At 65.2% G+C, this 20,054-nt stretch carries 16 protein-coding genes and 1 riboswitch; of the genes, 5 read left to right on the top strand and 11 right to left on the bottom strand.

The features are described 5' to 3' along the window. Positions 1 to 207 precede the first annotated feature (207 nt). Entirely contained in the window at positions 208 to 987 is a 780-nt protein-coding gene (locus KWG56_RS02785) for an acyl-CoA thioesterase (protein ID WP_244999612.1), read from the bottom strand. A 304-nt stretch (positions 988 to 1,291) separates the two neighbouring features. Further along, positions 1,292 to 1,496: riboswitch (cobalamin riboswitch) on the bottom strand. A gap of 250 nt (positions 1,497 to 1,746) precedes the next feature. On the opposite strand from KWG56_RS02785, the gene KWG56_RS02780 reads away from it, so the two are divergent. Then, on the top strand, positions 1,747 to 2,523 hold the full coding sequence (locus tag KWG56_RS02780; protein WP_201100524.1) for an outer membrane beta-barrel protein: 777 nt from the start codon (positions 1,747 to 1,749) through the stop codon (positions 2,521 to 2,523). 148 nt (positions 2,524 to 2,671) lie between these two features. On the opposite strand, the gene KWG56_RS02775 is transcribed toward KWG56_RS02780, so the two are convergent. The 3 genes from KWG56_RS02775 to KWG56_RS02765 all read right to left on the bottom strand — a co-directional run bounded on the left by KWG56_RS02775 (position 2,672) and on the right by KWG56_RS02765 (position 5,760). After that, complete coding sequence (locus KWG56_RS02775; protein ID WP_219353643.1) at positions 2,672 to 3,565, bottom strand: head GIN domain-containing protein; 894 nt, start codon at positions 3,563 to 3,565, stop codon at positions 2,672 to 2,674. A gap of 112 nt (positions 3,566 to 3,677) precedes the next feature. Continuing rightward, positions 3,678 to 4,586, bottom strand: a complete 909-nt coding sequence (locus tag KWG56_RS02770; RefSeq protein ID WP_219353642.1) for a cupin-like domain-containing protein — start codon at positions 4,584 to 4,586, stop codon at positions 3,678 to 3,680. A gap of 13 nt (positions 4,587 to 4,599) precedes the next feature. Further along, the gene (locus KWG56_RS02765) at positions 4,600 to 5,760 is read right to left on the bottom strand and encodes a GNAT family N-acetyltransferase (protein ID WP_219353641.1); all 1,161 of its coding nucleotides are present in this window, start codon (positions 5,758 to 5,760) and stop codon (positions 4,600 to 4,602) included. Positions 5,761 to 5,930: 170 nt separating this feature from the next. Here KWG56_RS02765 and KWG56_RS02760 point away from each other — a divergent pair, with 170 nt between their 5' ends. Then, entirely contained in the window at positions 5,931 to 6,092 is a 162-nt protein-coding gene (locus KWG56_RS02760; protein WP_219353640.1) for a hypothetical protein, read from the top strand. 46 nt (positions 6,093 to 6,138) lie between these two features. After that, a complete protein-coding gene (locus tag KWG56_RS02755; RefSeq protein WP_219353639.1) occupies positions 6,139 to 7,191 on the top strand; it encodes a L,D-transpeptidase family protein in 1,053 nt (350 codons plus the stop codon). Between the two features lie 169 nt (positions 7,192 to 7,360). Here the strand turns inward: KWG56_RS02755 and KWG56_RS02750 are convergent, their stop codons facing one another. The 5 genes from KWG56_RS02750 to rpsL all read right to left on the bottom strand — a co-directional run bounded on the left by KWG56_RS02750 (position 7,361) and on the right by rpsL (position 13,607). Further along, on the bottom strand, positions 7,361 to 8,956 hold the full coding sequence (locus KWG56_RS02750; RefSeq protein WP_219353638.1) for a carboxylesterase/lipase family protein: 1,596 nt from the start codon (positions 8,954 to 8,956) through the stop codon (positions 7,361 to 7,363). A gap of 178 nt (positions 8,957 to 9,134) precedes the next feature. After that, a complete protein-coding gene (gene tuf, locus KWG56_RS02745) occupies positions 9,135 to 10,325 on the bottom strand; it encodes an elongation factor Tu (RefSeq protein ID WP_201100531.1) in 1,191 nt (396 codons plus the stop codon). Between the two features lie 110 nt (positions 10,326 to 10,435). Then, complete coding sequence (gene fusA / locus KWG56_RS02740; RefSeq protein WP_219353637.1) at positions 10,436 to 12,514, bottom strand: elongation factor G; 2,079 nt, start codon at positions 12,512 to 12,514, stop codon at positions 10,436 to 10,438. A 151-nt stretch (positions 12,515 to 12,665) separates the two neighbouring features. Continuing rightward, positions 12,666 to 13,139: a 30S ribosomal protein S7 gene (gene rpsG / locus KWG56_RS02735; RefSeq protein ID WP_201100533.1), complete on the bottom strand. Its 474-nt coding sequence runs from the start codon at positions 13,137 to 13,139 to the stop codon at positions 12,666 to 12,668. A 93-nt stretch (positions 13,140 to 13,232) separates the two neighbouring features. Then, positions 13,233 to 13,607, bottom strand: a complete 375-nt coding sequence (gene rpsL / locus KWG56_RS02730; RefSeq protein ID WP_021697983.1) for a 30S ribosomal protein S12 — start codon at positions 13,605 to 13,607, stop codon at positions 13,233 to 13,235. 452 nt (positions 13,608 to 14,059) lie between these two features. Between rpsL and KWG56_RS02725 the strand changes: the two genes are divergently transcribed. Continuing rightward, positions 14,060 to 14,746: a hypothetical protein gene (locus tag KWG56_RS02725; RefSeq protein WP_219373674.1), complete on the top strand. Its 687-nt coding sequence runs from the start codon at positions 14,060 to 14,062 to the stop codon at positions 14,744 to 14,746. A 29-nt stretch (positions 14,747 to 14,775) separates the two neighbouring features. Continuing rightward, on the top strand, positions 14,776 to 15,564 hold the full coding sequence (locus tag KWG56_RS02720) for a hypothetical protein (RefSeq protein ID WP_219353636.1): 789 nt from the start codon (positions 14,776 to 14,778) through the stop codon (positions 15,562 to 15,564). 4 nt (positions 15,565 to 15,568) lie between these two features. On the opposite strand, the gene KWG56_RS02715 is transcribed toward KWG56_RS02720, so the two are convergent. Together KWG56_RS02715 and rpoC are read right to left on the bottom strand one after the other, a co-directional pair. Continuing rightward, on the bottom strand, positions 15,569 to 15,709 hold the full coding sequence (locus tag KWG56_RS02715) for a hypothetical protein (RefSeq protein ID WP_219353635.1): 141 nt from the start codon (positions 15,707 to 15,709) through the stop codon (positions 15,569 to 15,571). A gap of 123 nt (positions 15,710 to 15,832) precedes the next feature. Continuing rightward, positions 15,833 to 20,029, bottom strand: coding sequence for a DNA-directed RNA polymerase subunit beta' (gene rpoC, locus KWG56_RS02710; RefSeq protein ID WP_201100536.1), 4,197 nt, complete (start codon positions 20,027 to 20,029; stop codon positions 15,833 to 15,835). Positions 20,030 to 20,054 lie beyond the last annotated feature (25 nt).

Raw genomic sequence — 20,054 nt, 5'->3', positions numbered from 1 at the left:
CAAAGACCGAAGGCCTTCGGGCAAAAAGCCCTCAGGAAACGCAAATCCGCAAAAACGAGCGGCCCACGCAGTTGCCCGCGAAGGCCGTGAAATCCCAAGAAGCTGCAAAGAACAGTGACTTAGGTCGTTCTTGCGAACCGCGTCTGCACCGAAGTGCACAGCCGGTCCAACAAGAGTGGTGGCTTATGCCTGCCGATTCCGATTTCGTCAAGCGGCGAAACCGTGTCCTGGCGGGCTGTTTTCGGGTTTTGCAATCGGGCTGGATCGGCCCGCCTTATCGACCGCGACCATGACGAATTCCGCCACGGCGGAGCGGCGGCGTTCGCCCGTCAGCAGGGCCTCAGACCACAGCTCGACCTCTATGGTTATTGAGGACCGGCCAACCTTGGTGGCGCGTGACGCCAGTTCGATCATGTCGCCCTCTCTTATAGACTCGGAGAAGTCGATGCGGTTGGACGCCGCCATGACCATCACCGCCCGCGCCTCCTTGGTGGCGCAGACAAAGGCGGCCTTGCCCATCAGCTTCAGGGCGTCGCCGCCGTACAGGGTGCCATAGTGATTGGTCCAGGCGGGGAAGACCATCTCCACCGCCCGCAGCCAGCCGTCGCCGACATTCTGACCATTGGCGGGCAGCGGCGGCAGATCGCCCTGCCCCTCCTGGCGCGGAGCCACCATATTAAAGACGCCCCGCGTGCACAGCCGCCGTTCGCCGCTGACCGGCGCCTCGGCCCACAGATCGACCTCCACGCCCATTGATGTGCGCCCGACGCGCACGACGCGGCCCGTAGCCTCGACCATCTCGCCGATTCGGGCTGGCGCAGCGAAGTCGATCCGCTCGCAACTGGCCGTCACCGTCGGCCGTCGCGCATGACGCGCCGCCGCCAGGAAGGCCACCTTGTCCAGATGCGCCAGGCCGACGCCGCCGAACAGAGTGCCGTGGTGATTGGCGTCGCCGGGAAACACCATGTCGATCAGGGTGACGCTCATGACCGGTCCCCCTCGTCTCGCCGGGATCTGACCACTTGCGTCATGTTCATCAGGCCGCACAGGTCGGCCGCTGCGGACAGCAGCGAAGCGGCCTTGAACCTTACGGCCCACTGGGCGCCGCGCGTGTTCGTCCGCTCAGACCTCGGGCCGATGCTGGGAAGGCGTGGGGTCGCCACCTTTAGGACTGGGCGGGGCATGGCTGAAAACCTGTGTTGTGGCCAGGTCTCGAGCAGGAACGCGCGAACGCCCGCGCGGACATGCGGGTCCGGCGGCGCACTTGCGGCCTGACCGGGCACCCCGCCGGAGGACGTTATCTGTCGGGGCAGGTCTCCTGGCTCACGGGTCGACATCTCGGACCCGGCCTTCCCGGCGCCGGAACGCCAGTGACACGATATGGACCCTCGACTCGCCGCTTACAGTTGCGGGGGCAGCGCCGGTTTCACACCGGCTTCCCTCTTAGCTCCACGCAATCCGAAGACCCCGTGCAGACCACGACGCCTTCAGATGACCTGAGATCAGCTGCGCCGTCAATCACACGGACACCCCCTTAATCTGATGACGGAATTGCCGCCCGTTAACCCCTTGCCCCAAGTCCTCCGCGAGTGTGACACATTGCAGACACAACCCGTGGCCGAACCGTCACAGTACTGTTGCAAGTGCTTAATCTAACGGCGGTTTCATGCCGGAATCGTCCGGGTCCTGATAGCAGCCCCCTCCCCGGCTCCCCTCCGGGGCACAGACTGCTAAGGAAAAAGAACAATGAAGACGATCCTCCTCGCGACGGCCGCCGCCGCCACCATGATCGCCGCTCCGGCTTTCGCTCAAGACGCCATCGGTTCGGTCGCTGTCTCCTACACCAACCCGTCGGTCGACGCAGACGGCTTCAACAAGGTCGCTGCTGACGTATGGTCGGTCGACGGCACCGTCGCCCTGCCCGTCAAGGACTGGACCGTGACCCTGAACGGCGCTGTCGACTACACCAAGGCTCTGGGCGCCGACGACACCTCGGCCATGCTGGCTGCTCACGGCACCAAGCTGTGGACCTCGGACGTCCGCGCCGGCGCCTTCGTCGCCGCCAACACCATCGGCACGGGCGACACCGTCTGGACCGTCGGCGCTGAAGCCCAGAAGTACCTGGCCAACGCAACCCTGACCGGCGCTGTCGCCTGGAGCGACACCAGCATCGGCGACGTCTGGACCGTCGGCGGCGACGCTGCCTACTACGTCCTGCCGAACCTGCGCCTGAACGCTGGCGTCAGCTACAACAACGTCGACGTCACGGGCGGTAGCGTTGACGCCTGGACCTACGGCGTCGGCGCCGAGTACGAAATCAAGGACACGCCGTTCTCGGTCGGCGCCGCCTACACGCGCGCTGACATCAAGTCGGTCGACGTCGACACCTGGTCGTTCAACGTCCGTTACGCCTTCGGCGGCGGTCTGCAAGCTCGCGACCGCGCTGGCGCCAACCTGGGCGTCCCCGCGATCACGCGCGTCCTGACGGGCTTCAAGGCTCCGGCCAAGAACGTCTCGATGTAAGACCTTCGGGTTTTCGAATGCAGAAGGCCCCGGCGGAGCGATCCGCCGGGGCTTTTTCATGCCCGTCGTCCGCTGGGCTGCGGGCGCGAAAAAGGCCCCCGGGGTTCCACGACCGGGAGCCTTCCTCTCGCGGCGGAGAGTTCGGGTCTTAGCGCCCGATGTTCAGATTCCCGGAGCCGACGACCGAGCGTTTCACCTGGCCCGTCGCGGCGCCGACATTCACATTGCCCGAGCCTGCGATGGAGACGTCCAGATCGCCGGTCGTTCCACCGAACCGCACGTTGCCCGAACCGCCGATGGCGACCGAGAAGCGCGGCATCTGGCCCTCGCGGATGGCGATGCCGCCTGAACCGCCGACCGCCGCTTCGCCGCGCCCGTCAACGCGCGCCACGGTGATGTTGCCCGATCCGCCGACTGAGGATTTCAGCCTGTTGGTGGCGCCGGCGTAGATCGAGCCCGATCCGCCGACCGAGGCCTCCAGTTCCTGCGACGTGCCCGTGCGGATCGTGCCGGAGCCGCCCAGGCCCACTTCCAGCTTTCCGTCGACATTGGCCACCGTCCAGTCGCCGCAGCCGCCTGCGCCCAGATCGACCGAGCGCGCGCCACGGCCGATGGCGCCATAGACGGCCCCGCTGGCGCTCAGATCGACGTCTCGGGGGCTGCGCACGACGATCAGCGGCGCGTCTTCCAGTCGGATGCGTCCCACGCCCCCGCCGACGTTGACCGTGGCGCCTTCGCCCGGCTGCCGTGCATTGGCCGGGCCGCTGTTGCAGGAGCGGATCGCATCGCTGCTGCCGAACACGCCGCCGCGGCGCAGGCCGCCGTCGATGCGGACGTTGCGCCCTTCGCGACGCACCTGGACGGCGGGAAGGTTGGAGGCGCCCTGGGTGATCTCCACGCCGATGTCGTTACGATCCTCGACGATCACCACGACGCGGGCCACCGCATTGCGAATCTCGACATCGGCGGCGGACGCAGGCGCGGCGGCGGCGCTGACGGCCAGAGCGGCGGTCGCGGCGGCGATGAACAGTGCTGACTTCATGAACTTTCCCTTCCCGGATCTGATGAGAAGGTGCGCGAGCAGGCGCCGAAAGTCATTTTAACTCGGCGTCATGAATCCAATTTAACATTGGCGGACGCCGGGCGTCGCGGGTTCAGGAGCGCAAGGCCCCTGCGCCGTCCTCGACGCCGACTTCCGGCTCGAAGTCCCGCTCGAAATGGGCGATCCGGCTCTTCATCGCCCCCACCTTCTTCAGCGCCAGCGACGCGGCCCAGCGCGCGGCCAGTTCAGGCGTCGACATGCCGTCCGTGAACCTGGGCGAACCGCCCCGGCTGCGGATCACCGCATTGGTGAACAGCGCCCCCTTGCGGAAGCGCGACGGCCAGGTCTGGAAGTCCATCGACAGGCTGACGCAGAACCGGTCCAGATTCTCCACCCGGTGCGGCGCATACAGCGGCCACGTCAGGGCGCCGCCCGGCTCCAGATCCATGACCTGGGCGTCGTTCTCGAACGCCAGCCTATAGGGCAGTTCCTCGGTCGTCTGGCGCGTGACGACCTGCTCCATGTTCTTCTCGGACAGGTGCTGCTCGTCGCCCGGATAGATGAACAGGCGCTTCCTGCCCCGCAGGTGGAACAGCACCACCCCCGCCGCGTCGAAATGATAGGGCACCCGGGCCTTGGGCGACGACAGGATCAACTGCCCTGCGTTCTTGACCGCCCGCATCCCCGGATAGGTCGCCTGGATAGCGCGAAAGTCCGCCATGGCCGCCGCCCACAGTTCAGGCCAGCCGGTCTCGACCTCGCGCAGGTTGACCCACAGCCGTCCCTGCTTGATCGCCTCCAGCAGTTCCGCGCCCGACAGCCGCCCGCGCGCGCCGGTCCGCAGCGAGACCTGACCTTCGTCATCATAGTCGTACAGGTTGATGTCGAAATGCTCGGCCGGATAGCGGTCCAGCATGGCGGCTAGGGCCGCATCCTCTGCGAACCCCTGCTCCACCAGGGTGTGCGGATGGATCTTCGCCTCGGCTATGGGGCCGGGATACCGGGTGCGACGGTCGGACATGATCTGTTTCCCCTCAGGCGTGGGCGACGCGCGCAGGCGTCTTTTTGCGTGACGCCAGCTTGGCGACGGCGGAACGGGCGGCGGCGGCTGCCCCCCTCAACCGGCCAGCAGGCGAGGCTTCGCAGGCTTCGATGGTTGACCAGCGACGACGCAGCGAGGCGCGGATCGCCTCGCCCCTGCCGCCTGCCGCGCCCAGCACGGCGGCGGCTGCATCATTCAGCGCGGCGCTCAGCCCCGGCTGCATGACCACGGCCTCGCGCACGGTTCGGCGCGCATTGACGAAATACTTCTTGTAGGTCTCGCCCTCGAAACCGAAGTCGAACACCCGCACCCCTTCGGCACCAGCCAGCCGCATGGTGTCCATGCTCAGCAGAATGCCCGGCGAGCATCTGGCCAGCGTCGGCTCATAGGCCGGGAACCAGAAATGATAATGGTCGCCCGCGTGCAGCGAGAACTCGATCGCCACCCGTTTGTCGCCCGCCGTCATGACCGCCAGGGACGCACCGAAATCAGGCCGCTGATCCATCATCAGCGCGTGCAGCAGATCGCGCGTCCAGCCGCAGGCGAAGATGTCGTGCAGGCCCGACCGGCGATACTGCGCCGCCTTCAGGTCGATCAGATGATCCAGCAGCAGGGGATCGCGCACATTGCGCCGAACCTGCGTCTCGCCCAGTTCGGCAGCCAGGCTGCGGCGCGCGCGCTCCTTGTCCTTGAAATACTTGCCATAGGCCTGGCGGCGTTCGGCGTACCAGCCGTCATAGCCGCCCGCAGGCAACTCCACCTGCACCGTGCCGCGTTCCTCGCCCGTCTCGCCCGCGCCGATCCAGCCCGGCACATTCAGGCGACGCCCCTTAACCAGACGCGCCACATCCTCCAGCGTGATGTCCGATCCGACCGGCGCGATCACCCCGTGATAATCATTCATCGGCGCGCCCAGCGGTTGGACCGAACCGCCGCGTCTCTGGTGCGGGAAGAAGCCGACGATCTGTCCGCCGCGCCGGAACACAGCCACCGCCGCGCCTGGGCAGACCCTGGCGGCGATCTCGGTGTAATCCCAGCGGAAATAGGGGCTGCTTAGGGCAGGATTGGTCGAGGACCATGTGCGCCACAGCGCGACGGCGGCGGCGTCCAGCGCCTCCGCCTTCACGATCTCGACCAGCAGTTCGTCAGTCATAAACATCTCGCAGCAACCCCGTGTCCGAGGCCGTTTCAGCCCATCCTCTACACCGAACCCTGTTTCACTAGGGTTCATCGGCATGGTGAACAGGTGTTGACGGGAGCCTGCGCGCGCCAGGGGCGTTTGCATCCTGCGGACATCCAAGTTCCGCGCCGAGAGACACGGTCATGACCGATCAACGCCCTGATGACCACGCCGTCGAGGATGAAAATCTTCGCCCCGACCACAATGGCCGCCCCCCGCGACCCGCCACCGAACCCAAGGGCTCCGAGGGCTCCAGCAACTCCGGCGTAACCCCGACCGATCCAGCGACCGGGTCAGAGAACTGACCGCCCCCTGCCTTCGCCCTTCCCTGCCGACTGACTGAGTGACTTGATGATCCGCCGCCTGACGCCCGCCGCCCTCGCCAGCCTCGCCGTTCTGGCCGCCTGCAGCCCCTCCCCCGACAATCGGTCGGGCAACCAGACTGAGCAGGCGGGCGCGGCCGGCCCGCTGTCCGCCCAGGCCATCGAGAACGCCGCCTATACGCCTGTCCCCCCGGACGCCCAGCCTCAGTCCCCCAGCGCCGCTCAGACGACGCCCCAACCCGATCCGGCCCTGATCCGGGCGCAGGTTCTGCTGGAGCGCGCCCGCTTCTCGCCCGGCGCCATCGATGGTCTGGCGGGCTCCAACATGCGTCAGGCCATCGCCGCCTATCAGAAGGCCAAGGGATTGAAGGACGACGGCCAGCTGACGCCCGAGGTCATGGATCGCCTGCGGGCCGAGGGCTCCGGCGCCGTCACCACCACCTACGAAATCACCCAGCAGGACATCGACGGCCCCTATATGGGCGTCGTCCCTACGGACCTTGAGAAACAGGGCCAGGCGGCCGCAATGAGCTATGGCGACATCGTCGAGGCCCTGGCCGAAAGGTTCCACGTCACCGAGGACCTGCTGCGCGCCATGAACCCAGGCGCCGACTTCAACCGCGCGGGCCAGACCCTGCTGGTTCCCGCCGTCGACAATCGCCCGCTGGCCGCCGATGTCGCCCGCATCGACGTGAACAAGGCCGAAGGTTCGGTGAAGGCCTTCGCCGCCGACGGCGCCCTGCTGGCCTATTTCCCCGCCACCATCGGCAGCACCGACAATCCGACGCCCAGCGGCACGCTGCGCGTCAACGGCGTCGCCCGCAATCCCGACTACACCTATGACCCGTCCAAACTCAGCTACGGCAGCGTGGGCAGGAAGGTCGTGGTCAAGCCCGGCCCGAACAACCCGGTCGGCGTGGTCTGGATCGATCTGAACAAGCCCAGCTACGGCATTCACGGCACGCCCGACCCGCATCTGGTCGGCAAGACGGCCTCGCACGGCTGTGTGCGCCTGACCAATTGGGACGTCTGGAAGCTGGCTGACAAGGTCAAGCCCGGCGTGACCGTCCGCTTCATCTAGCTTCAAACACGATTCAGTTTGACGCCCCCGGCTCGTCATTCCGGGGCGTCCGAAGGACGAACCCGGAACCCAGGAAGCCCGCATCCGGCATCGAATGCGTACAGCGGTGAGATTGCGGTTCTGGGTTCCGGGTTCTTCGCTCCGCTCAGCCCCGGAATGACGGTTGTACCTAGTGAACAGCCCCGAACGGCGTCCCGTCCCAGAAGTCGCAGTGGCGCCGTTCGAAGAAGTCGTCATCCAGCCGATCGCCCTGCGGCTGGAACACCCGCACTGGGCCCGCCCCCTCGATGCGGGGCCAGTCAGGGCCAAAGTCCTTCTGGCCGAACCCGGCCCACAGGCCGCGCATCCGCACCGAAAGCGCCTTCTGCTCCGGCGTGAACCGCTTCACGTCGGCGAAGATCCAACTGGTCCCGAACACATAGGCCAGTTCGCTGGCGTGATAGGCGCCCAGGTCCAGTCCCACGATCCGCTTCGGCAGGACGAAGGGCGCGTTCCGGTCCGCGAATTCATAGCCCCACACCGGCACATAGCGCGCCAGCTGACGCCGCAGGGCCTGTGACGGACAGGCGAACCTCTGATCGGTGAAATGTTCCGCGATGGCGTAGGCGGGGCCGTCCGGGCCGACCGGATACCGCGCCAGCACTCGTTCGCCGACATCGCCATACATCCAGATCGTCTCCTTCTGATAGCGGTCCACGTCCTTGACCTCGTTGGCGAACAGCCGGCCCTCATCGCGGTTCGTGCCGATGATCACAGGCACGCGCGTGAACCGCCCTTCGTGGAAGGCGATGGCGGGGTTTTCGGGCACGGTGGCGTCCGTATGCACCGGCCCCCAGGAGCCATGGCCGTTCAGTCCCTCGCGCACCGACGGCGCCCGTTGCACGCGCCACGCCGGCAGACCCTTCAAGCAGGCCGCCTGCCCAGGTCCATCCTCGCACCCCAGGCTTCTGGCGAACTCCGGCCCCGCCCTGGCCGTCGCCTCGGCGCTGACTAGCGATGACGGCTCCAGGCACCCGCCGCTCTGCATGATGACGCGCTGAAACAGGCCTTCCGAACCGGGCGACGTCATCAGGTAACAGGCGCTCCACGCCCCCGCGCTTTCGGCGAACAGGGTCACATTGCCTGGATCACCGCCGAATGCCGCAATGTTCCGATGCACCCACTGCAGGGCCGCCAACTGATCCATCAGGCCGAAATTGCCGCCATAGCCCTCGCCGTCCGCCTGAAACCCCGGATGGGCCAGCCAGCCCAGCGCACCCAGCCGGTAGTTCAGCGTCACCACCACCCGGCCCTGCTCACGCGCCAGCAGCGACGGGTCATAGTTGGCGCCAGATCCAATCGTGAAGGCGCCGCCGGGGATATAGACCATCACCGGATTGGCCGTGTCCGCGCCAGCGGGCGCATAGATGTTCAGATACAGGCAGTCCTCGGACCCGACGACGATCCCGCCGCCCCCGCCCAGGATCGCTCGCCGACCAATCGCCTGGGTGCAGTCCGAACCCAGCCGCGTCGCGTCCCTGACCCCGCTCCACGCCTGGGCAGAATGCGGCGCTCGCCAGCGCAAGGCCCCGACCGGCGGCTGGGCGAACGGCACCCCCAGAAAGGCCCGCACGCCCGCCCCCTCGACGCCCCGCACCGTCCCCGCCTCGGTCGCGGCCAGCACAGACCTAGCGTCGCTGGCGTAACGCACAGGATCCACCTTGCCCGGATGGGTGGCGCACGCGCCAAGCGCCAGAAGACAGACGAGCAGTGAAATCAGACGCATCAAAAACACAGACTGTTCGCGAGAAGGCGATAATGCCCGCCTCTCCCTTCCCCGTCATCCTCGGGCTTGCCCCACGATGACGCAGCCATGACGGTCGCCCCACAGCAAAAACGGCCCCCGGATTTCTCCGGGGGCCGCTCTGTTACGCTACTGTTCGGCCCGGGGGCCGGATCTTCGATTACTCGACGATCTTGGCCACGACGCCGGCGCCGACGGTGCGGCCGCCTTCACGGATGGCGAAGCGCAGGCCCTGGTCCATCGCGATCGGCGTGATCAGCTCGACGTTCAGCTCGGCGTTGTCGCCCGGCATGATCATCTCAACGCCTTCCTTCAGCTGCACGATGCCGGTCACGTCCGTCGTGCGGAAGTAGAACTGCGGGCGGTAGTTCGTGAAGAACGGCGTGTGACGGCCGCCTTCTTCCTTGGTCAGGATGTAGGCTTCAGCCACGAACTTGGTGTGCGGCGTGATGGAGCCCGGCTTGCAAAGCACCTGGCCGCGCTCGACGTCTTCACGCTTGGTGCCGCGCAGCAGAACGCCGACGTTGTCACCCGCTTGACCTTGGTCCAGCAGCTTGCGGAACATTTCAACGCCCGTGCAGGTCGTCTTCTGGACCGGACGGATGCCGACGATCTCGACTTCTTCACCGACCTTGACGATGCCCTTCTCGACGCGGCCCGTAACCACGGTGCCGCGGCCCGAGATCGAGAACACGTCTTCCACCGGCATCAGGAACGGCAGGTCCACCGGACGTTCCGGCTGCGGGATGTAGGCGTCGACCGTCTCCATCAGCTTGATGACTTGCTGTTCGCCGATTTCCGGGTTCACGCCGTCGGTTGCAGCCTTGGCCGAACCCTTGGTGACCGGAATGTCGTCGCCCGGGAACTGGTACGAGCTCAGCAGCTCGCGCACTTCCATCTCGACCAGCTCAAGCAGTTCTTCGTCGTCGACCAGGTCGACCTTGTTCATGAAGACCACCAGAGCCGGCACGCCGACCTGACGGGCCAGCAGGATGTGCTCGCGGGTCTGCGGCATCGGGCCGTCAGCGGCCGAAACCACCAGGATCGCGCCGTCCATCTGCGCCGCGCCCGTGATCATGTTCTTCACATAGTCGGCGTGGCCGGGGCAGTCGACGTGCGCATAGTGACGGTTGGCCGTCTCATATTCCACGTGCGACGTGTTGATCGTGATGCCGCGGGCCTTTTCTTCCGGCGCAGCGTCGATGTCGGCATAGTTCATCGCCTTGCCGCCGCCGGCCTTCGCCAGCGTCATCGTGATCGCAGCCGTCAGCGTCGTCTTGCCGTGGTCAACGTGGCCGATCGTGCCGATGTTGCAGTGCGGCTTCGTGCGTTCGAACTTTTCCTTGGCCATTCTCTAGCTCCTAAGGTCCCCGAACCGGGGGTTCCTGCAGTTTGGGGGTTAAGGACGCCCGGTCCTTACGGTCCGGGCGCTTTTAGGTCCGCTTTCCGAAAAGGGAAAGCTTAGGCGTACTTCTTGATCACTTCGTCGGCGACGTGTTGCGGCACCGGCTCGTAGTGATCGTATTGCATGGTGAACTGGGCGCGGCCCTGCGACATGCCGCGCAGCGTGTTCACATAGCCGAACATGTTGGCCAGGGGCACGAAGGCGTTAACAACCGTGGCGTTGCCACGCATGTCTTGGCCCTGGATCATGCCGCGACGGCCGTTCAGGTCGCCGATGACCGAACCGAGATAGTCTTCGGGGGTCACGACCTCCACCGCCATGATCGGCTCGAGCAGCTTGGGAGCGCCCTTTTCCTTCAGTTCGCGGAAGGCGGCGCGGGCCGCGATTTCGAACGCCAGCACGCTGGAGTCGACGTCGTGGAACTTGCCGTCCGTCAGGGTCGCCTTGAAGTCGATCAGCGGGAAGCCGGCCAGCAGACCCGAATCCTTGATGGAGTTCAGACCCTTTTCGACGCCCGGGATGTATTCCTTGGGCACGGCGCCGCCGACGATCGAGTTCTCGAACACGAAGCCCGAGCCCGGCTCGCCGGGTTCGAAGGTGATCATGACGCGGGCGAACTGACCCGTACCGCCGGTCTGCTTCTTGTGCGTGTAGTCGATGTCGACCTTGCGGCCCAGCGATTCACGGTAGGCGACCTGCGGGGCGCCGATCGTTGCGTCGACCTTGTAGGTGCGGCGCAGGATGTCGATCTTGATGTCCAGGTGCAGTTCACCCATGCCCTTCAGGATCGTCTGGCCCGACTCGTGGTCGGTCGAGACGGTGAAGGACGGATCTTCCGAAGCCAGCTTCGCCAGAGCGATGCCCAGCTTCTCTTGGTCAGCCTTGGTCTTGGGCTCGACCGAGATTTCGATCACGGGCGCCGGGAATTCCATCTTCTCGAGGATGATGGGCGACTTGATCGGATCGCACAGGGTGTCGCCCGTGCGGGTTTCCTTCAGGCCGGCCAGAGCGACGATGTCGCCGGCGTAGGCTTCCTTGATGTCCTCGCGGTTGTTCGAGTGCATCTGCAGCATGCGTCCGACGCGCTCTTTCTTGTCACGCGACGAGTTCAGCAGCGACATGCCGGTTTCCATCTTGCCCGAGTACAGGCGGCAGAAGGTCAGCGAGCCGACGAAAGGGTCGTCCATAATCTTGAACGCCAGAACCGACAGGGGCTCATCGTCCGAAGCCTTGCGGGTGACCGGCTCTTCCGTCTTGAAGTCGATGCCCGGGGTCGCCGGGATGTCGACGGGCGACGGCAGGTAGTCGATGACCGCGTCCAGCAGGGGCTGCACGCCCTTGTTCTTGAACGCCGAACCGCCCAGGATCGGGTAGAAGGCGCCGGTCAGAACGGCTTTACGGATGCACTTCTTCAGGGTTTCGACCGAAGGCTCGTTGCCTTCCAGGTAGGCTTCCATCGCCTCGTCGTCGAGCTCGACGGCGTTGTCGATCAGGTACTGGCGGGCGGCGGCGGCTTCGTCAGCCATGTCGGCCGGGATTTCGCGCACGTCAGCGTCGGCGCCGACGGTGTCGGTTTCCCAGACCAGGGCTTTCATCTCGACCAGGTCGATGACGCCCTTCAGCAGGTTTTCTGCGCCGATCGGCAGTTGGATCGGCACAGCCTTGGCGCCCAGACGGTCGCGGATCGATTCGACCGAAGCGTTAAAGTCGGCGCCGATCTTGTCCATCTTGTTGACGAAGACGATGCGCGGAACCTTGTACTTGTCGGCCTGGCGCCAGACGGTTTCCGTCTGCGGCTCAACACCGGCGTTGCCGTCCAGCACCGTCACGGCGCCGTCGAGCACGCGCAGCGAACGCTCGACTTCAATGGTGAAGTCCACGTGTCCGGGGGTGTCGATGATGTTGAGGCGCTTGCCTTTCCAGAAGGCGGTCGTCGCGGCCGACGTGATGGTGATGCCGCGTTCTTGTTCCTGGTCCATCCAGTCCATGGTGGACGCGCCATCGTGCGTCTCGCCCATTTTGTGGTTACGGCCGGTGTAGAACAGGATCCGCTCAGTCGTCGTCGTCTTGCCCGCGTCGATGTGGGCCATGATGCCGAAGTTGCGGTAGTCTTCGATTTTATGCGTGCGGGGCATAGGAGCGTCCCTTGAGGGCTTAGGACGCCCTGGAGCGCCCTCGGAAATGTCGGATAAGACGGCGCGGGCGATTTAGCTCAAACCGCCCGCGCCGGATAGTCTTAGATAGGAACCGTCCCATACCTTCGAAAGAGGGACGGTTTTAAGACACTTACCAGCGGTAGTGGCTGAACGCGCGGTTGGCTTCGGCCATCTTGTGGGTGTCTTCGCGCTTCTTGACCGCGGTGCCGCGGTTGTTCGAGGCGTCCAGCAGCTCAGCAGCCAGCTTTTCCGTCATGGTATTTTCACCACGCTTGCGCGCAGCGTTCACCAGCCAACGGATGGCCAGGGCACGACGACGGTCCGGACGGACTTCGACAGGCACCTGGTAGGTGGCGCCGCCGACGCGACGCGAACGGACTTCGACCGAAGGCGCGACGTTGTCGAGGGCGGTGTGGAAGGTTTCGACCGCAGTGTGGTCTTTCTTCTTCTCAGCCAGAATGTCGAAGGCGCCGTAAACGATGTTTTCGGCGACGGCCTTCTTACCTTCGTACATGACGTAGTTCATGAACTTGGTGACGATCAGGTCCCCGAACTTGGGATCCGGCAGAACTTCACGCTTCTGGGCGCGGTGACGACGCGACATGGAGTATTCCTTGCAGTGCCCGACCTAGGCCGGGAAGATCTCGAAAGGCCTCCGGGCCCGATGGCCCAGAGGCGAATGATTGCCGCGAATGGCTTACTTCGGACGCTTGGCGCCGTAGTGCGAACGGCGCTGCTTGCGGTCCTTGACGCCTTGCGTGTCGAGCACGCCGCGCAGGATGTGGTAGCGAACGCCGGGCAAGTCCTTCACGCGGCCGCCGCGGATCAGAACAACCGAGTGTTCTTGCAGGTTGTGGCCTTCGCCGGGGATGTAGCAAACGGCTTCGTAGCCGTTCTTGGCCAGACGAACCTTGGCGACCTTACGCAGAGCCGAGTTCGGCTTCTTCGGGGTCGTGGTGTAAACGCGGGTGCAGACGCCGCGACGCTGGGGCGAACCCTCCAGAGCCGGAACCTTGTTACGGACGGGCTTGGGCTTGCGCGGCTTGCGGATCAGTTGGTTGATCGTAGGCATTGAGACAGGTCTCGACTTCTATTGGGGGGCGTGTGTCTTTCGACCGAAGCGCCCCGCGCCTTCTTGTGAACGAGGGACCATTCCCCCGCCCGGGTGTCATCGAGACTGATGTCGTAACGACAAACAGAAAAACCGGAACGCGCGCTTTGGGCGTTCCGGCGGCGCACAGGCCGTCCGTTCAATTGTCACGATCTCAGCAACCAGCGAACCGGCCACGCCTCGAAAGTGCGCGGCTTCTACGCCTGAAGGGGCAAAAGGTCAATATGCGTCGACCGCCCTGGAACCGGGCCCACTTGCGCAAGGAATGACGGCACGACCGACCCAGAACGCGCTCGCCCGCCACTGCCCGAATCGCCTCATGCGGCAGCGACCACAGCCCTCGCGTGAATAAGTCCCAGACTCGCCTGAATCCAGCCATGCTTGCAGCCCAGCCTGATCGAACGGGAGGATGAATGGCTGGGCGGGACAGCGGCATTTCGGGTCTGAACTGGCGCACGACGGCGATCGTAGGCCTGTCGGCGGGCTTCAATGGCGTATTGATCGCCGCCCTGTCGTTCACTGATGCTGCAAGACCGCCCCAGAGAGGCGGCCCAATGCCGACGATCTTTGTCGAGATCGAACCACGCCCGCTGCTTGCCTATGAACGCACCCCGACGCTCGAGCGCGCAACAGCCAACGCCCCGGCGCGGAACGGGCCCGCTGATGCGCCCAGCCCACCGGCCACCACAAGCGCAAGCGCGAGCGCCCCCAGCCCCCCTGCTCCCGCTTCGTCAGATATAGAAGACCGATGGCGCGTGGCGCCACGCGCGGACACTCCTTCCTTACGCATCCTCTCGTGCGACGCCCCTCAACACCTGTCGCCCGAGTTTCGTCGGCAATGCGATGACCGCCGTCTGCGGCTGGCGTCCGACGCGCGCTCCATCACCGGCACAGGCGAAGCAGAACGTGATGCCGCTTTCGCCCGACAAGGCGCCCGGCGCCTGGCCGCGTGGGAGGCCCAGCGCGCCGATCCTTCACGCGTAGCAGCGACCTGCGAAAGCCCCAGTCCCGTCGCCGGTTGCGCCGACGTTAATATTCAGGTCGAGTTGTTCTCCAGTCGGGATGGCTTCCTGCCCAATCTCAGAAAGCGTCGTGAGTGAGCGTGTCGACCTATCCTGCACCATCAAGAATGGACTGGCGCAAGATCGGCCTGGGCACGGCTTCAGTGGGCATCAACCTGGCCCTGCTCGCCGCCCTGTCCTTCACCACACTGGGCATCAAGGGCCGTGCGCCGGTTGTCGAACCGCCCCTCATCTATCTCGATATCGAGCCTCGCCCCCTGCTGCCTGACGAGCGCCCGCGCCCGGCCGTCAGCGCGCCGGTGCAGGCGCAGACCCCACGATCTGAAACCCCAAGCCGCGCTCTGGTTCACGGCCCTACGACGTCCACGCCGACGACAACGCCGCAGGACCGTCCCTCCCCCATCAATCCGCGTATCGCCGCACCTGCGCCGCAAAGCGTTCCCGCGCCCGACAACCAATGGACGGTCAGCTCCGACCGCACGACCGCCATGGGCCGTGCGCTGCGCCAGGGCCTGTCAGGCTGCACAAATCCCCAGATGCTCAGTCGAGAAGAACGTCAACAGTGCGAGGACAGGCGGGCCCAGATCGGGCGGAACGCCGCCCCCATCACCGGCACCGGCAATCCAGCCCGCGACGCCGCCTTTGCTCGTGAAGGCGCGCGCAGACTGGCCCAGTGGGAGGCGGACCGCCGTCCCCTGTCCGGCGGCGTCGGCATCGTCGGCCCGGCGGACTGTGTGGGCTCGAACTTCGGCACGGGCTGCGCGGGCGCGCAACTGGACCCCAGCCTGGCCCCGGACTCTTCCACCAACGTCCAGACCCGCCGCGACGGTCACCGTGCGGGCGGCGTGCCGATCACCCCCGGCGCGCCCGCCCCTCGGGAACGCTGGAAGGACTGAACTCTCAGTGATCCTGGCAGTAGATGTCGTGCATGGCCTCGCCAAGATGAACGACGTAGTTAGAGACTTCGACCAGCATCCAGATTGACAGGACCGCCACAACTACGCCCCACACGGCCGCATCTGACTTGTTTTTAGCGTTCATGACACCCTCAAGCTGACGCAATCTCAAGTTGGCCTCACTTTAACAAGCAGTCAACCACCAAGAAAAAGGGCGGCGCTGTCACCAGCGCCGCCCTCTTCATGTCGTCACTTCCGTAACCGCAGATCAGCCTTCGCTGCTCTCCAGCTCCAGTTGCAGATCGGCCGGCAGCGGCTCGATCGCGTCTTCGCGGGCCTGGGTCAGTTCCGCATCACGCTCGTTGGCGATCTTCTGCAGGCTGCGCAGATAGGCGCCCGTACCGGCCGGGATCAGGCGGCCGACGATGACGTTTTCCTTCAGGCCTTCCAGCATGTCCTTCTTGCCGTGGACCGAGGCGTCGGTGAGGACGCGGGTGGTCTCCTGGAAGGACGCCGCCGAGATGAAGCTGCGGGTCTGCAGCGACGCCTTGGTGATGCCCAGCAGGACGGGCTGGGTGGTGGCCAGACGGCCGCCGCGCTTCTCGACCTTGGCGTTCTCGAGCACGGCTTCAGCCACTTCGACGGTGTCGCCGCGGATCAGGGTGGTTTCACCCGAATCCAGCACTTCAACCTTCTGCAGCATCTGACGCACGATGACTTCGATGTGCTTGTCGTTGATCGGCACGCCCTGCAGTCGATAGACCTCCTGCACTTCGTTCACCAGATACTCGGCCAGCGCCTCGACGCCCTGAATACGCAGCAGATCGTGCGGATCGGGGTTGCCGTCGATGATGTAGTCGCCCTTCTGGATCAGATCGCCGTCGTGGACGGAGATGTGCTTGCCCTTCGGGATCAGGAACTCGACCGGTTCGCCCTGCACGCCGTCGGCGTTGACTTCCGGCGTGATCTTGATGCGGCGCTTGTTCTTGTAGTCGCGGCCGAACTCAACACGACCATCCATTTCGGCGATGACCGCGCAGTCCTTCGGACGACGGGCTTCGAACAGTTCGGCGACGCGCGGCAGACCGCCGGTGATGTCGCGGGTCTTGGCGCCTTCGGTCGGAACGCGGGCGATGATCTCACCCGGCTTGACCTCGTCGCCGTTCGACACGGACAGAACCGCGCCCACCGGCAGCAGGTAGCGGGCGTCGGAGCCCGACGACAGCTTGGCGTAGGCGTCGCCCAGGGTGACGCCCATGGCCGGACGCAGGTCCGAACCACGCGGGCTGGCGCGCCAGTCGGAAACCACGCGCTGGGCGATGCCCGTCGCTTCGTCGGTCTCTTCCTTGACGGACAGGCCTTCCACCAGGTCCTCGAAGCGGACGACGCCGCCCACCTCGGTCAGGATCGGGGTGGTGTAGGGGTCCCACTCGGCCAGACGTTGGCCGCGCTTCACTTCGCCGCCGTCCTTGACGCGGATGCGAGCGCCGTAAGGCGCCTTGTGCGTCTCGCGGTCCTTGCCGTCGACAACAACCGTCACGGTGACGTTGCGGCTCATGGCCACCAGATCCCCGTGGGCCGCGACGACGGTCGGACCGGCGATGCGGGCGACACCGGCGTTGGTCGCCTCCATGAAGGAGGTTTCCGCAACCTGGGCCGTGCCGCCGATGTGGAAGGTCCGCATCGTCAGCTGGGTGCCCGGTTCGCCGATCGACTGGGCGGCGATGACGCCGACCGCTTCGCCGATGTTGACGTTGGTGCCGCGCGCCAGGTCACGGCCGTAGCAGTGGGCGCAGATGCCGGCGTCGGCTTCACAGGTCAGGGCCGAACGGACCTTGACCGACTGAACGCCAGCGGCGTCGACGGCCTCGACCACTTCTTCCACCAGATAGGTGTCAGCAGGGAACAGGACCGTATCGGTGCCCGGCTCCTTGATGTCCTCGGCCGCATAGCGACCCAGGATGCGCTGACCCAGCGAGACCAGAACGTCGCCGCCCTCCATCACCGCGCGCAGGGTGATGCCGCGCGTCGAGCCGCAGTCCTGTTCGGTGACGATGCTGTCCTGCGCCACATCCACCAGACGGCGGGTCAGGTAACCCGAGTTGGCGGTCTTCAGCGCGGTGTCGGCCAGACCCTTACGGGCGCCGTGGGTGGAGTTGAAGTATTCAAGGACGGTCAGGCCTTCCTTGAAGTTCGAGGTGATCGGCGTCTCGATGATCTCGCCGGAAGGCTTGGCCATCAGGCCGCGCATGCCGCCCAGCTGCTTCATCTGCGCCTGCGAACCACGGGCGCCGGAGTTGGCCATCATGAAGACCGAGTTGATGTCGGGGTTTTCACCCTCGATCAGAACGCGCGGTTGCGCGATCTCGGCCATCATGGCGTCAGCGATCCGGTCCGTAGCCTTGGCCCAGGCGTCAACCACCTTGTTGTACTTCTCGCCGCGCGTGATCAGGCCGTCGGCGTACTGTTGTTCGTACTCCTCGACCTGGGTGCGGGTTTCAGCAACCAGTTCAACTTTCTTGGCCGGAATGACGATGTCGTCCTTGCCGAAGGAGATGCCAGCCTTGGCGGCTTCACGGAAGCCCAGGCCCATCATCTGGTCGGCGAAGATCACCGTCGCCTTCTGACCGCAGTGGCGATAGACCACGTCGATCAGGTTGCCGATTTCCTTCTTGGTCAGGTTCTTCTCAAGCAGGCGGTAGCCGACGTTCGGGTTGCGCGGCAGCAGGGCGCCCAGCTTCATGCGGCCCGGCGTTGTGTCGATGACCTTGGTCACCTCATTGCCTTCGGCGTCCTGTTCCGTCCAGCGCGCCTTGATGCGCGTGTGCAGGGTGACAACCTTGGCGTCCAGCGCCGCGTCGATCTCGCCGATGTTGGCGAACAGCTTGCCTTCGCCCGGCTCGCCGTCCTTGACCAGCGACAGGTAGTACAGACCCAGGACGATGTCCTGCGACGGCACGATGATCGGCTTGCCGTTGGCGGGCGACAGGATGTTGTTCGTCGACATCATCAGGACGCGCGCTTCCAGTTGCGCCTCCAGCGACAGCGGCACGTGGACAGCCATCTGGTCGCCGTCAAAGTCCGCGTTGAACGCCGTACAGACCAGCGGGTGCAGGCGGATGGCCTTGCCCTCGATCAGCTTGGGTTCAAACGCCTGGATGCCCAGACGGTGAAGCGTCGGCGCGCGGTTCAGCAGAACCGGGTGCTCGCGGATGACCTCGTCCAGGATGTCCCAGACCTGCGGCTGCTCGCGCTCGACCATGCGCTTGGATTGCTTGACGGTGCCCGACAGGCCCTTGGCGTCCAGACGCGCGTAGATGAACGGCTTGAACAGCTCCAGCGCCATCTTCTTGGGCAGGCCGCACTCGTGCAGCTTCAGTTCCGGTCCCACGGTGATGACCGAACGACCCGAATAGTCGACGCGCTTGCCCAGCAGGTTCTGACGGAAGCGACCTTGCTTGCCCTTCAGCATGTCGGCCAGCGACTTCAGCGGACGCTTGTTCGCGCCGGTGATGACGCGACCGCGACGGCCGTTGTCGAACAGGGCGTCGACGGATTCCTGCAGCATCCGCTTTTCGTTGCGGATGATGATGTCCGGCGCGCGGAGCTCCATCAGTCGCTTCAGGCGGTTGTTGCGGTTGATGACGCGGCGATACAGGTCGTTCAGGTCGGAGGTCGCGAAACGGCCGCCGTCCAGGGGCACCAGCGGACGCAGTTCCGGCGGGATGACCGGCACGATGGTCAGGATCATCCACTCGGGCTTGTTGCCGGACTCGAGGAAGGCCTCGATCAGCTTCAGGCGCTTGGAGGCCTTCTTGGCCTTCATTTCCGAGGGGTTGTCGGCCAGTTCGCCGCGGTGCTTTTCGGCCTCGGCGTGCAGGTCGATGCCCATCAGCAGGTTGCGGACGGCCTCAGCGCCGATCTCGGCCGTGAAGCCGTCGTCGCCGAACTCTTCCTGATAGCGATAGAACTCGTCTTCCGTCAGCAGTTGGTTCTGCTTCAGCGGGGTCAGGCCCGGCTCGGTGACGATGTAGTTTTCGAAGTACAGGACGCGTTCCACGTCCTTCAGCGCCATGTCCAGCATCAACGAGATGCGGCTCGGCAGCGACTTCAGGAACCAGATGTGGGCGACCGGGGCGGCCAGGTCGATGTGACCCATGCGCTCACGGCGAACGCGCGCCAGCGTAACTTCAACGCCGCACTTCTCGCAGATTATGCCCTTGTACTTCATGCGCTTGTACTTGCCGCACAGGCATTCGTAGTCCTTGGTCGGGCCAAAGATACGGGCGCAGAACAGGCCGTCACGCTCGGGCTTGAACGTGCGGTAGTTGATGGTTTCCGGCTTCTTGATCTCACCGAACGACCACGACCGGATCTTCTCGGGCGAGGCCAGAGCGATCTTGATCTGGTCGAAGGTCGGCGCGACCGGGACCGGGTTGAAGATGTTCAGGACTTCCTGGTTCATCTTTATTCCTTCTGCGGGGAAGACC

It is taken from the genome of Brevundimonas nasdae, from assembly GCF_019395145.1.
Taxonomy (GTDB): Bacteria; Pseudomonadota; Alphaproteobacteria; order Caulobacterales; family Caulobacteraceae; genus Brevundimonas; species Brevundimonas nasdae.
The sequence above is the reverse complement of the archived record's forward strand: the minus strand, read 5'-3'. Positions and strand labels throughout refer to the sequence as shown.

Excerpts from the sequence above, each read along its gene's own strand:
- KWG56_RS02770 (WP_219353642.1), bottom strand. The coding sequence starts at position 4,586 with ATGTCCGACCGTCGCACCCGGTATCCCGGCCCCATAGCCGAGGCGAAG.
- KWG56_RS02715 (WP_219353635.1), bottom strand. The coding sequence starts at position 15,709 with ATGAACGCTAAAAACAAGTCAGATGCGGCCGTGTGGGGCGTAGTTGTG.
- KWG56_RS02785 (WP_244999612.1), bottom strand. The coding sequence starts at position 987 with ATGAGCGTCACCCTGATCGACATGGTGTTTCCCGGCGACGCCAATCAC.
- KWG56_RS02750 (WP_219353638.1), bottom strand. The coding sequence starts at position 8,956 with ATGCGTCTGATTTCACTGCTCGTCTGTCTTCTGGCGCTTGGCGCGTGC.
- rpsL (WP_021697983.1), bottom strand. The coding sequence starts at position 13,607 with ATGCCTACGATCAACCAACTGATCCGCAAGCCGCGCAAGCCCAAGCCC.
- KWG56_RS02780 (WP_201100524.1), top strand. The coding sequence starts at position 1,747 with ATGAAGACGATCCTCCTCGCGACGGCCGCCGCCGCCACCATGATCGCC.
- rpsG (WP_201100533.1), bottom strand. The coding sequence starts at position 13,139 with ATGTCGCGTCGTCACCGCGCCCAGAAGCGTGAAGTTCTGCCGGATCCC.
- KWG56_RS02755 (WP_219353639.1), top strand. The coding sequence starts at position 6,139 with ATGATCCGCCGCCTGACGCCCGCCGCCCTCGCCAGCCTCGCCGTTCTG.
- KWG56_RS02775 (WP_219353643.1), bottom strand. The coding sequence starts at position 3,565 with ATGAAGTCAGCACTGTTCATCGCCGCCGCGACCGCCGCTCTGGCCGTC.
- tuf (WP_201100531.1), bottom strand. The coding sequence starts at position 10,325 with ATGGCCAAGGAAAAGTTCGAACGCACGAAGCCGCACTGCAACATCGGC.
- KWG56_RS02725 (WP_219373674.1), top strand. The coding sequence starts at position 14,060 with ATGGCTGGGCGGGACAGCGGCATTTCGGGTCTGAACTGGCGCACGACG.
- KWG56_RS02720 (WP_219353636.1), top strand. The coding sequence starts at position 14,776 with ATGGACTGGCGCAAGATCGGCCTGGGCACGGCTTCAGTGGGCATCAAC.
- fusA (WP_219353637.1), bottom strand. The coding sequence starts at position 12,514 with ATGCCCCGCACGCATAAAATCGAAGACTACCGCAACTTCGGCATCATG.
- KWG56_RS02760 (WP_219353640.1), top strand. The coding sequence starts at position 5,931 with ATGACCGATCAACGCCCTGATGACCACGCCGTCGAGGATGAAAATCTT.
- rpoC (WP_201100536.1), bottom strand. The coding sequence starts at position 20,029 with ATGAACCAGGAAGTCCTGAACATCTTCAACCCGGTCCCGGTCGCGCCG.
- KWG56_RS02765 (WP_219353641.1), bottom strand. The coding sequence starts at position 5,760 with ATGACTGACGAACTGCTGGTCGAGATCGTGAAGGCGGAGGCGCTGGAC.